Annotated in this window: 9 protein-coding genes; 4 read left to right on the top strand and 5 right to left on the bottom strand. The window is 68.1% G+C overall.

Features of this window, described 5'->3' with window-relative positions:
• Window positions 1-11 precede the first annotated feature (11 nt).
• Together DMB37_RS35250 and DMB37_RS35245 are read left to right on the top strand one after the other, a co-directional pair.
• Window positions 12-1310: an acetyl-CoA carboxylase biotin carboxylase subunit family protein gene (locus DMB37_RS35250; RefSeq protein ID WP_135236390.1), complete on the top strand. Its 1299-nt coding sequence runs from the start codon at window positions 12-14 to the stop codon at window positions 1308-1310.
• Window positions 1311-1333: 23 nt separating this feature from the next.
• Complete coding sequence (locus tag DMB37_RS35245; protein ID WP_135236389.1) at window positions 1334-2866, top strand: condensation domain-containing protein; 1533 nt, start codon at window positions 1334-1336, stop codon at window positions 2864-2866.
• A gap of 50 nt (window positions 2867-2916) precedes the next feature.
• Here DMB37_RS35245 and DMB37_RS35240 read toward each other — a convergent pair whose 3' ends face one another.
• Both DMB37_RS35240 and DMB37_RS35235 read right to left on the bottom strand, forming a co-directional pair.
• Entirely contained in the window at window positions 2917-3255 is a 339-nt protein-coding gene (locus DMB37_RS35240) for a hypothetical protein (protein ID WP_135236388.1), read from the bottom strand.
• A 77-nt stretch (window positions 3256-3332) separates the two neighbouring features.
• Window positions 3333-4100 (bottom strand): ferritin-like domain-containing protein, encoded by a 768-nt coding sequence (locus DMB37_RS35235; protein ID WP_135236387.1) that lies wholly within the window; start codon window positions 4098-4100, stop codon window positions 3333-3335.
• A 141-nt stretch (window positions 4101-4241) separates the two neighbouring features.
• Here DMB37_RS35235 and DMB37_RS35230 point away from each other — a divergent pair, with 141 nt between their 5' ends.
• Entirely contained in the window at window positions 4242-4838 is a 597-nt protein-coding gene (locus DMB37_RS35230; protein ID WP_135236386.1) for an HD domain-containing protein, read from the top strand.
• Window positions 4839-4890: 52 nt separating this feature from the next.
• On the opposite strand, the gene DMB37_RS35225 is transcribed toward DMB37_RS35230, so the two are convergent.
• The 3 genes from DMB37_RS35225 to DMB37_RS35215 all read right to left on the bottom strand — a co-directional run bounded on the left by DMB37_RS35225 (window position 4891) and on the right by DMB37_RS35215 (window position 9481).
• The gene (locus DMB37_RS35225) at window positions 4891-5463 is read right to left on the bottom strand and encodes a TetR/AcrR family transcriptional regulator (RefSeq protein WP_135236385.1); all 573 of its coding nucleotides are present in this window, start codon (window positions 5461-5463) and stop codon (window positions 4891-4893) included.
• Window positions 5464-5525: 62 nt separating this feature from the next.
• Window positions 5526-7337: a CHAT domain-containing protein gene (locus tag DMB37_RS35220; RefSeq protein ID WP_167769032.1), complete on the bottom strand. Its 1812-nt coding sequence runs from the start codon at window positions 7335-7337 to the stop codon at window positions 5526-5528.
• A gap of 206 nt (window positions 7338-7543) precedes the next feature.
• Window positions 7544-9481 (bottom strand): potassium transporter Kup, encoded by a 1938-nt coding sequence (locus DMB37_RS35215; RefSeq protein ID WP_135236383.1) that lies wholly within the window; start codon window positions 9479-9481, stop codon window positions 7544-7546.
• A gap of 274 nt (window positions 9482-9755) precedes the next feature.
• On the opposite strand from DMB37_RS35215, the gene lanL reads away from it, so the two are divergent.
• Window positions 9756-12446 (top strand): class IV lanthionine synthetase LanL, encoded by a 2691-nt coding sequence (lanL, locus tag DMB37_RS35210; RefSeq protein ID WP_206055080.1) that lies wholly within the window; start codon window positions 9756-9758, stop codon window positions 12444-12446.
• Window position 12447 lies beyond the last annotated feature (1 nt).

Below are 12447 nucleotides of genomic sequence, written 5' to 3'. Positions count from 1 at the left end.
GGCAGGTTGTGATGAGCGAACGCCCGACCCTGGTGGTCGTCTATGACGACGGCGCCGCGCACCCGGGTGATATCGCCGTGGGACTGGCGGGGTGGGCGAACTGTGTCTTCGTTCTCGAACCGAACGAGCACACCCGCACGATGGAACCCTTACTGTCCCAACTCGGTTCGGTGCTGTGGGCGGAGTCGGCCGCGCTCGCCGCCGATGCGGTGCGTGCGCACCGGCCCGGCGGCGTGGTCACCTACACCGAGCGCGGTCTCGGTCTGGCGGTCGAGCTGGCGCACGAGCTCGGGCTGCCGTTCCACGATCGACGGACCCTCGGGGTGCTGACCGACAAGTGGCAGCAGCGCGCCGCGCTGCGCGACGCCGGTGTCGACGCCGTGCGCTGTCACCGGATCGACGTCGAGTCCGACTGGCCCGCCGCCGTCGCCGCGACCGGACTGCCCGCCGTGCTCAAGCCCGCGCACGGCGGCGGCAGCCGGAACACTTTCTACATCGACGATGCGGCCGCGGGTCTCGAACTCACGCGAACGCTGCTCGCGCAGGACCGGCCCGGTCTGGTGACCGGGGGCACCCTCGTTCTCGAGGAGTACCTGGCCGGGCGCGACTGTGGTCCGTTCGGTGACTACGTCTCCATCGAAAGCGTGGTGCAGCACGGGCACATTCACGATCTGGCCGTCACCGGCAAATTCCCGATGGTGCCGCCGTTCCGGGAGACCGGCCGGTTCTGGCCCTCGCCGCTGAGCCCGGACGAGGACGAACAGGTACGCACGCTGGCGCGGCAGGCGGTCGAGGCGCTCGGTGTCGTCGCGGGGCTCACCCACACCGAGGTCAAACTCACCCCGCAGGGGCCGCGGTTGATCGAGGTCAACGGGCGGCTCGGCGGCGGCATCAACGAACTCGCCAGGCGCGCACTGGGACTGGATCTGATCGAGCTGGCCGGGCGCATCGCACTCGGCGAATCGGTAAGTACCCCACCGGTTTACCAGGGACAGGCGTATTTCCAATTGTTCCATCCCGCGCCGCGCCTGCCCGCCACGCTGGTCGCCGTCGACGGCGTGGACGCCATCAAGCAGCTGCCCGGCGTCACCCTGCATCGGCCGTACGCCCGGCCCGGCACGCCATTCCCCGGCGGAGTGGAGACCCGGGAGATGGACATCGTGATGGGCGAAGCCCGCGATATCGGCGAATTGGCCGTCCTCGCAGCGAAAGTCGAGTCGACCCTGCGCTACCGATTCGACTTCCCGGCCTCGCCGGACGCTCCGGCGCACACCCGCACGGTCACCGCCGCTGAACTGGGCCAGTTGTGACCTCGCTACGGAAGGAACTCTCGATGAACGACAACCACACCGCGGCGCCCGAGGACGTGTTCGCCGCCATCTGGCAGGAAGTACTGCGCGTCGATCGGGTCGGCCCCGACGACGATTTCTTCTCCCTCGGCGGCGATTCGCTGCTCGCGCTCAAGGTGCTCGGCGCGGCGCAGGAGCAAGGCCTGGCGCTCACCCTGCTCGACCTGTTCCGCAATCCGACCCCGCGCGGCGCCTGCGCGGCCCTGGCCAGGTCCGCCGACCGGGCCGCGGCCGGCACCGGCGACCTACTGTCGCTGCTGGATCAGGCACGGATACCCGACGATGTCGATCAGGCATATCCGGCGGCGCGCCTGCAACTCGGGCTCATTCACGAGAGCCTGATCAGCGACGGCGCTTTCTATCTCGATGTCGTCTCGCGGACCGTGCACCGCCCGTTGGAGCCCACGGTGTTGCGGCAGGCCCTGGATCTGCTGTCGGCACGACATCCCGTGCTGCGTAGCCGTTTCGACCTTGCTACCTTCAGCGAGCCGATGCAGTTGGTGCAGCGGTCCGCGCCGATCCCGCTGACCACCGACGACCATCGCGGACTCGACGACACGGTGAAAACCCAACGGTACGAGCAGATCATGGCGGAGCTCGCGCAACCGTTCGATCCGGAGACCGCGCCGTTGGTGCGAGTTCACGCCACCACCACCGATGCCCGGGCTTTCACGCTGTCCTACTCGTTCCATCACGCGATCCTCGACGGGTGGAGCGAGGCAGTGTTCTGCAACGAGCTGGTGCGCACCTACGCGGGCCTGCTCGACGGGCAACCGCCCGAATTCCCGGACCCGGTGCCGTATTCGGAGTTCATCCGCCTCGAACGCGAAGCCATGCGGGCGGCCGACTCCGCGGATCTGTTCCGGGAACTGGCCGGCACGGTGCCCGCACCGGGGCACAGCGTCCCGGTACATCGCAAAGTAAGTGCCGCGGTGCCCGAAGCCGACACCCGGCGCCTCGAAGAATTGTCCGCACAGTGGGGACTGCCGTTGAAAAGCCTGCTGCTGGCGGCGAACTGCGCTGCGGTGGGCGCGGTCTGGAACACCGAAGCCCCGGTGGTCGGCCTGTTGCTCAACGGACGGCCGGAGCGTTCCGGCTCCGACGTCACCCTCGGCCTGTTCCTCAATCAACTGCCGCTGCGCCTCGAACTGCGCGACGGCGACTGGCAGGACACGGCCCGGCGAGCCTTCGAGGCGGAGAACCGGCTACTGGCCCACCGCCGTTTCCCGCATTCCGAGGTACGCAAACTGCTCGGCGGCGACCCATACCACGTCATGTTCAACTACGTCCGCTTCCACCCGCGCGACGAACTACTCGCCGCGGGCCTGATCGCGGCCGAGGAGGATATGCGCGACCACACCAGCCTGCCCGTCCGCGTCGAACTCCTCGACGACCGCCGCGGACACGGCCTCAGCGTGCACGTCACCGCCGACACCGCCCGCTTCGGCGAAGAGTTGCCCGCACGCCTGCTGAAGGCGCTACTGCACGACATCCACGAGTTGTCCCGACCGCACTAGGCAGGGTTGGCCTCGGGCGACGACCCGAGGCCCGCACCGTTCAGTCCTCGCTACTCGCTGCGCCGGCGCCGGTCGCGCACGGTCACCGCGATCACCGAGCGCGCCAGTGCGCGCAGGTCATCGGGGATGAGCAGCGGCTCGACCGCGCCCGCGAAGCCTTCCAGGATTCCCCCGTCGGGCCAGCGCACTTCGTAGCGGTACCAGCAGCGGACCTCGCTCGGATGGTAGGGCAGCTCGAGCTCCAAGCGCACCGCCATCTCGACCAGGGCCGCCGCCACCTGCGCTGCGCCCCCCGTGTTGCTCACCTGCCACCAGAGCGGGCTCGAGCGGTCGGCTTCGGAGATTTCGACCAGGTACATCAGCTTGCCCCTGTCGCTGAACTCGGTCACATCTGACACCATGCCAGAACAAACCGGTCAGGCGCGCCAAAAACGCTGCGCGACGGCGCATCTCGCGCCGATCATGATCAATGTTTCAACAAATTGAGCGCGGCGCGCCGCGCCTCGGTCCCGCTGCTGGTAATGGCCACCGACTCGGTGGAGACAGCGGTCGGCACAATGCCCTTGAACAAACCGATCACGTCGAGGACGAAACCGGTTCGAGTGACGCCCAATCGGCGCAGCGCGGGTCCGTGATCGGCGGCGACCACCACGGTCGCGCCGATCAGCACGATCCACCACAGCAGCACCGGGATGAACCGGGCCGGACGCGAGGCCGTCGCGAACGCGAGCCGCAGGCGGTGGCAGTGGAACGGCACGTGGCGCAGTTCGTCGTTCAGGATCAGCCCGGCGACCTGGTCGGTCAGCGCGTCGTCGGTGCCGTCGCGCAACGCGCGGTAGTACCGCAGCGCGACCACCTCGGCGACCATCAGCACCATCAACTCCAGCCGCAGACCAAGCGCCCGCCGCAGCCGGACGAACACCGCGTCGCTCCAGTGCCCGCGAATGGTCTGCGACCCACCGGCCTTCAGCAGCAACTCCAGCATCCGGGCATGATTGACCTCCTCGGCGACGAACAATCGCACCGCGGCGGCATACACCGGGTCGCCCGCGGCTTCGGCCTTGGCAATCAGATTCGCCCCGTCCCCGCTCTCGCCGACCTGAAACCGCTGCACGCTGCGCGCGACCGCCGGATCGAGGTGCGCTCCCCGATCCCAGTCCGGTTCCCCCGCCGCCGCCCTGGCCGCCACCTTCGCCTCGAACTCCGTTGCCCACCGGGAAAACTCACCCTGCACAAGACCTCCATACGCGTCGGCCCTCCGCCAACGGCGGCGAGCTTCTCCGGATACCTGCAGGCCAACCTAGACAACGATTGTGCAGGTCTTCGGTGCCGAACGTGGAGATCCTGTGCAGAGACCCACTGGCACAATAAGTTCGTGAAGCTCCAGGACCTGACGATCCCCGACTCCGCGAGTTGCCGCGCCGCCACCGAGGTGGCGGCCGCCTACTGCACGCCTGCCCTGTTCAATCACTCGGTCCGCTCGTACCTGTGGGCCGCAGGCCATGCGCGGCTCGACGGCATCGCCTTCGACGCGGAACTGCTGTATGTCGCGGCGCTGCTGCACGATCTCGGCCTGGTCGAGGAGTTCGACAACCACGGTCTCTCGTTCGAGGTCGCGGGCGGTCACCTGGCGTGGGTCTTCGGCGCCGCCGCCGGTTGGCCCGTGCCGCGGCGCGTGCGGGTGTCCGAGGTGATCGTCGCCCATATGGCGGACAGTGTCGACGTCACCGCCGACCCCGAAGGGCATCTCCTGGCATACGGGACCGCAGTGGACATCTCGGGTCGCGACTGCACGGCGCTCCCCGCCGAGTTCCGCTGCAGTGTCCTGGAAAGCCACCCCCGCGCCGGTCTCCCCGAAGAATTCCGCGCCTGCTTCCAGAACCAGGCCGATCGGAAACCGCACAGTTCCCCCGCCGCGGCTCTGCGCAACGGTATCGCCACCCGCATCGCGACAAACCCGCTCGACCGCTGATTCCGGAGACCGTAAGGCACCACCGGGCCGTCGACCGAGCGACGTGCCGTAACTACATGTCGCGCAACGTCTGCACGGCAAGGGCGATCTGCGCGCCATCAACCGCCGCGGCGGCCGGTGCGGTCAGGTGCGTCATCGCCAGTCCCTGGAACAACAGGAAGAACAGCGTGCCGACGGCTCGCGCCTGCTCCACGGACAGCTCGGGATGCACCTCGCGCAACGTAGTCGCGAGATCGTCGAACGCACTCTGGATGGCCGAGGCCATGTACTCCTGCGACTCCGGCGACCGCGCAATGAGCAGGGCATTCTCCGCGCTCAACAACAGCGCCTCGTGGCTGCTGTCGAGCACCTCGAGCAGACCGGACCAGGTGGGCCCCAACGCGTCCCACAGCGATTTGCCCGCGCCCCCGGCCCGGATCGCCGCGTCCATGCTGTCACCCACCCCGCCGCCGACCGACTCGGCGATCGCCTCGGTGACCAGCCGGTCCTTCGACCCGAAGTGATACCCGATGGCCGCGAGACTCACACCGGCGGCTCCGGCGATATCGCGCGCGGTGGTCTTGGCGAGGCCACGCTCGAGCACGGCCTTACGCGCTCCGGCCAGCAGGTCTTCGCGATTTCCCATCTTGCGAGGTTATCAGCGTCTTAGACATTTGTCGTAGACGGATGTCTTACCACCCAAGGTGGTCAGGCGCCATATGCGGTGAATCCGGCCCAGACGAAGGAGTTGTCGCCGCGGGCATACGACGCCGAGATGGCCGACCGCAGCGCGACGTGCCCTTCCTCGCCTGCCCGCAGCCCGCGGTGCAGATCCGCCAGAAAGGTGATCGTCGCGCGGGAATCGACCACCGGTATCGCGGAGGCGATCACGGTGCGCGCCCCCGCCGACAGGAAGACGGCGGGAAAGCCGAGCAGTTCGTTCGGCAGACTCGTCACCACCCCGCCCACGTAGCAGGCCGACAGGACGACCACACCGCCCGGCGCCACCGGCCGAATGAGGAACTCGCTGAGCGACACCGGATTCTCGCCGAGCAGCAGCACCGAGTTGAACACCGGCTCCTCGACCAGTACGCCATGGCACGCGAGGTGCACGATGGCGGCGCGCTCGATGCCGTCGAGGATGCCGCCGTCCGGGTGTGGCGCGGCCGGATACAGGGCCAGACCGTCGGCGATCTCGCGTTGCCTGCTCGGCGCCAAGGTGCGAATGCGCATCAGCCCGTCGTCCGGTGCCTGCGCACTGTTCGGTCGCAGATTTACCGAATGCGTCTGGTGTATCGCGGCGATGGCGTCGCCTTCCGGTCCGACCTCGGGCAGGAAGTCAGCGCCCATCGAGGGGTCCACGACGACCACCGCCGCACGGGAGGCAGGCCGGGGATGCAGGGTGGCGGTGCGGAAGATGCTCGCATTGGGTACCACGGTCATGTCGAATTGCAGTTGCGCGGGCCGCCCGTCCACCAGTGCGCCGCCCAGTGGCAGCGTGGCGGCCGCGCCGACCGGGGCGAGCGCGAAGGCCCGCAGGTCCGGCCATTGCCTGCGGAGCTCCGTCAGGGTGGCCGCGCCGAGCTCGGTCAGGATTTCGCTGAGCTCCTCGTGCAGCGCCGCGGCGCCCTGGCGCCGCTGATACAGAGCGGTGATGCGAGCCTGCCACGCTTGTACCTGCTGACTGGTGAACCGAGGCAGGTCGACGCTGACCGTCCGTCCGATACGCGCTGTGTCGCCGAAGGTGCGAAAAGCGGCGCCGCCGAGCGCAGTCGCGACGACATAGATGATGTCGCGGCCCGAACGGCTCGCGGCCACCTCGGTAACACAGTGCCGCACATCGGCTTCCAGCGTGCTGCGGTGCGGCGGTGCGGCTTCGACGAGTTTCACCTGGCGGGCACGGAACTCTTCGAGCCGTCGATTGATCACTCGGGTATCGCGGTCCTGATGGTCCCAGAATTCGCCGGACTCGAGGTCGGCGATCCACTGCTGGTCTTCTTGCTCGACGTCGAAGAGCCGCTGCGGGCCGGGGTCGACAGCGCGAATAGCGGTCATCACCTGCGTCGCCAGATACAGACTGCCCGAGACGTTTTCCAGCAGCAGCGGCGCGAACGCAGGCATCGAACACCGGTGGTTGGCATAGGCGCCGAGCTCGAAAACGACCTGATTGGCCGCGCGCAACGGCATCTGTGTCTCGTCGTTCTGCCAGAATTGCGCCACGGCCTGTGCGTAGGCGCCGGAGTGCATCGTCGCCATCATCGCCACCCGGAACCAATTACACTCCGGTAGTCGCGTTTCCAGGATGATCGCCCAGCGCAGCACCTCCGTGCCGATCAACGCCTTCCGCAGATCGGTACCCATCGTCGGCACGAATTCCAAGACGAACAGATTCAATTCGGCAAGCGTCGCACCAACCCGATCCAGCGAATCCGAACCTTCCGCGAGGGTGAATTGCTGCCTCAGCTGCTCCACCCGCCGCACCAGCACCGGATCGAGCCGGCTCTTCTTCCGCTTGAACACCTGCCGAGCCAATCCGTTCGAGAGGGATGCGCCTCGCTCAGCGCGTCCGTCCACCGCCTGCCACGTCGCCAGGCCCATGCGGCTCTGCGACTCGAGAATCTTGCGAGCACTGTCGATTCCGGATCATCAACCCCCGTGCATCACGAAAGTGTCTGCGTAGCAATAGCGTATTGGTGCACGCGCGAATACGGTGTCCGCCAAACGACCTACACCTCGACGCGCTCCCCCATGATCACCGTTCGCTGGCCCGGTAAACCGAAGTACTCGGCGGCGTCGGCGGTGATGTAGGAGGTGGCGATGAACAGGCGCTTGCGCCACTGCGCCATGGTCGGTGCGGGTCCGCGCTTGAGCTCTATTTTCGACAGGAAGTAGGACGCATCCTCCACCGAGATACGACCTTCGGTGTGCGCGGGGTCGAGCAGGCGCAGCGTGGCCGGGATGTTCGGGGTTTCCATGTAGCCGAAATGCGCTGTCACGTGGATGATTCCGTCTTCGGCGTAGCCGAGCGCGTCGATCTCGGTGCGCGATACGTCGGGTACCCGCGGCACCGGAAGCGTGTCGATCGACATGATCACCACGTGCTCGTGCAGCACGCGATTGTGTTCGACATTGGCCCGCATCGCCAGCGGCGCGGTCTCTTTGCCGCGGTTGAGGAATACCGCGGTGCCGGGGACGCGCAGCAAAGGTGGTTCGTGATGCTGCAATTCGTCCACGAAGGCGCGCAGCGGGCCTTCCTTCTCCTCCCGTGCGCGGGTAACGACGTCGCGGCCGCGCGCCCAGGTGCTCATCACCGTGAAAGCGGTGAGCCCGATCAGCAGCGGCAGCCAGGCGCCGTGCACGAGCTTGGTCATGTTGGCCGACAGGAACATCGCGTCGACCGCGAGCAGCGGGACCGCGCCGAGCAGGACGAGCCACAGCGGGGTGTGCCATTTGATCCGGGCGAGGTAGAAGAACACCAGGGTGGTGATGGAGATCGTCGCGGTCACCGCCATGCCGAACGCGTAGGCCAGCGCCGCCGAACTGCGGAAGGCGAACACCAGCGTCAACACCGAGATCATCAGTACCCAGTTGATCCACGGCACATAGATCTGACCGATGGTCGACTCCGAGGTGTGCGCTATCCGCAATCTGGGCAGGTAACCGAGTTGCGCCGCTTGCGAAGCCACCGAGTAGGCGCCGGTGATCACCGCCTGCGAGGCGATCACCGTGGCGGCGGTCGCCAGCAGCACCAGTGGCAGCCGCGCCCAGCCGGGGGCAAGCAGAAAGAACGGACTGCCAACGGCGCCTTCGTCACCGAGGATCAGCGCACCTTGACCGAGATAGCTGAGCGCACAGGCGGGCAGCACGAGCCCCAGCCAGCCCCGGGTGATCGCCTTCCGGCCGAAGTGGCCCATGTCGGCGTAGAGGGCCTCGGCGCCGGTCACCGCGAGCACGATCGCGGCCAGCGCGAAGAAGGCGATCCCGAAGTGCCCGACCATGAAGCTCAGCGCATAGGTCGGCGACAAGGCCTTCAGGATCTCCGGATGCCGCACGATGCCGGACACACCGAGGATCCCGATCGATAAGAACCAGAGGATCATCACCGGCCCGAACAGCCGGCCGACCGCCGCGGTACCGCGCCGCTGTACCGAGAAGAGCCCGATGATGATCACCGCCGTGATCGGCACGATCAGCTCTTCCAGGCCGGGCTGCACGATCTTCAGGCCCTCCACCGCGGACAGCACCGAGATCGCCGGAGTGATCATGCTGTCGCCGAAAAACAATGCGGCACCGAATATTCCGAGACCCGCCAGCAGCGTGGCGGTCCGGCCGCCCCGCTCACCGCCCAGCCGTCGCAGCAGGGTGATGAGCGCCATGATCCCGCCCTCACCGTCGTTGTCCGCGCGCATCACCAGCGAGATGTAGGTGAGCGTGACGATGATCATCACCGACCAGAAGATCAGGGACACAACGCCGTATACGTTGTCCGCACTGATCGGCACCGGATGCGGATCGCCCGGGTTGAACACCGTCTGAATGGTGTAGATCGGGCTGGTTCCGATGTCGCCGAACACCACCCCGAGCGCCCCGACCACGATCGCCGCCCCCGCCGTCCGCCCACCGGTGGGACGCAACGACGGACCGACCTCGACCCCTGTGCCCATGACGCCTCCTTGCTGCACGGCCCTGACCCATCGTGCCGTGATTCGCCGCCGCGTCACCGTAGCCACGCGGCGAGTCGACGAACCGGCTCGACGTGCGCTGCGACGCGATACCGCATCGGGCCCGTCATCCGGGAGATCCAACCGATCGTGCGCCCGGCGCGTCGACCGCCCGCACACCGGAAATATGGGCACGACGCTGCCCCACCCGGCGACTAGCATCGGAGCACGCTTTGCCGCAAATCGCTGTGTAGTACCGGATGAGGGGCATCCATCGATGACCGAGGTGCTGGCTGGTCGGCCCGCGAACTCGGCCGTCGCGGCGGGCTATCGGTCGATCGCGATGGCGGTGCTTGCGGAATCGACCGCGGGCATCCGGTGGCGGCTGTGCGTCGATGAAACCTGGTGCACGGTAACGCCGCCGCGGCATCGGCCGCGGTCACAAGGCTGGAAGTTGCACGTCTCCGCCACTCCGGTGTCCGCGCCGGCGGTGCTGACCAACGCGGCGCGGGTCCTCGCGGCGCACGAGTGCGCGTTCAAATTCGCCGCGACGCCGCGAATCATCGCCGAGCTCAACGGGGTTCGGGCCGACCGAGCGCAGTCGGGCAAGTTCCTCACCGTGTACCCGGTCGACGACGATCAGCTGCGGATACTCGCGGAGCAACTGCACGAGGCCACCGTCGGACTCACCGGCCCGGCGATTCTGTCCGATCGCCGCTATCGGCCGGACAGCCTGGTGCACTACCGGTTCGGGTGTTTCGCGGGCCCGAGTGAACTGGACGACACGGGTTTCTACGAGGGCCGACTGCGTGCACCGGACGGCACCTCGACCGCCGACGCGCGGAACCCGTGGTTCTCGCCGCCCGCCTGGGCCAGCCCGCCGTTCGACCCGCCGGCGAAGAGTGGTCCGGCGCGCAAGCGTGGCGACCCGGTGCTCATCGCGGGCCGCTACCTCGTCACCGCGGCGATCCGGCATTCCAATCGCGGCGGCGTCTACCGCGCCCGCGACCAGCACACCGGCGACCAGGTGCTGCTCAAGGAGGCCCGTCCGCACATCGCGGCGGATCCGACCGGGCAGGATGCCCGAGATCGGCTGCGGCACGAGGCAGCGATCCTGCGGCGGCTCGGCCCGACCGGGATCACCCCCACACTGCGCGACGTCGTGACGGTCGCCGGGCACGTGTTTCTCGTCGAGGATCTGATCGAGGGCACCAGCCTGCAACGCCTGCCCGCAGGGCGCCAGGTCCCGGTAGCCGAGGTCTGGCACCTGGCCCGCGAGCTCACCGAGCGGATCGCCACGGTGCACGAAATGGGTTACGTCCTGCGCGATCTCGCGCCGAGCAATGTCATAGTGACTCCGGACAACATCCCGGTGCTGATCGATATGGAATGCACGGTGCGCACCGATCAGTCGGCGTATATCGCGGGCACACCAGGATTCGGCGCGCCGGAATACTTCGGTGCGACCGGGCGCGACACCGCTGAGCCGCTGCCCGCGCCGGGTCCGGAAGTCGATTGCTTCAGCCTCGGCGCCACCCTCCTCTTCGCCGCCGCCGGTATCAACCCGGTGCTGGCCGCCGACGCACGGCCGACCGGTGCGCGCCTCGCGGCGATCGTCGAGGCCGCCGCGCCGACCTCGCCCGCGCTGCGCGCGCTCGCCCCGCTCATCCTGGGCCTCACCGCTGAGCTTCCGCACCGTTGGTCGCTGGCCCGCGCCGCCGCGTTCCTACGGTCCGACCCTGTTGCAGGGCAGGCACTTCCGGGTCCGGAACTACCCGCAGAGAACATCGATCGCCTGCTGTGCGACGGACTGGCCTACCTGATCGACACGATGACCCCGCACAACGGTTACCTCTGGCCGCGCCCCCCGGCGTTGCCGCCGGGAGATCCGTGCAACGTGCAACTGGGCGCGGCAGGCGTGCTCGCGGTCCTGGATCGCGCGGTGCGTTCCGGAAAGCACTGGGTGGCACCGGCATTGGCGACCGCGGCCGACTGGCTCGACCGACGACTCACCAAGCCGAGCCGCATCCTGCCCGGACTGTACTTCGGGCGATCGGGCACCGTGTGGGCATTGCATTCCGCCGCAGCAACTTTGGGCGATGCCGCATTGGCCGAACGTGCACTGGACTACGCGCTGCGCATTCCGCTCGACTGGTCTAACCCCGACATCTGCCACGGCCTGGCCGGTGCGGGCCTGGCACAACTCCAGCTGTGGCGGGCCAGCGGTGATCAGCGGTTCGCCGAGCGAGCCACGGAGTGCGCCGACCGCCTGGTCCAACTGACCAAAGCGGCTGACAGCCGGGTGGATTGGCTGGCCGGTGCACAGTTCCGCGACGAACTCGCGGGCTCGGAGTCCTACGGTTTCGGCCACGGTGTCGCGGGCAATGCTGCGTTCCTGCTCGGCGCGGGCCGCGATCTGCACCAGCCCGACCTGATCGAGATCGCGATCGGCGGCGGCCACGCGCTCTGCGCGGTGGCCGAACTCGACGGCGACGGCGCGCGCTGGCCGAAGGGACCGGGCACGACCGACACTCCCGACCTGAACTTCTGGTGCAACGGCACCTCCGGCATCGGCACCTTCCTCATCCGGCTCTTCCAGGTGACCGGGGAGCTGCGGTTCCTCGAGTTCGCCGAGCGGGCCGGGCGCACGGTGTACCGGGACCGCTGGCGCCTCGCGACCGGTACCTGCCACGGCATCGCGGGCAACGCCGAATTACTCCTCGATCTCGCCGCAGCGACCGGGCAACCCCGCTATCGGCAGTGGGCGGCGGAGATCGCCACCTGCCTGTACGTCCGGGCCGCCGAACGCGACGGCAGGCTCCTGATTCCCGACGACACCATGCGTGCGGTGTGCGCGAGTTACAACGTCGGGCTCGCCGGCGTACTGGACTTCCTGCTGCGCCTCGAACATGGCGGATCCCGTTCCTGGCTGGTCGACAACGACCTGACCGGCGACGGCCCACCGTGAG

Origin of the sequence: Nocardia sp. CS682 (assembly GCF_004634405.1) — a bacterium.
GTDB lineage: Bacteria > Actinomycetota > Actinomycetes > Mycobacteriales > Mycobacteriaceae > Nocardia > Nocardia ninae.
The sequence above is the reverse complement of the archived record's forward strand: the minus strand, read 5'-3'. Positions and strand labels throughout refer to the sequence as shown.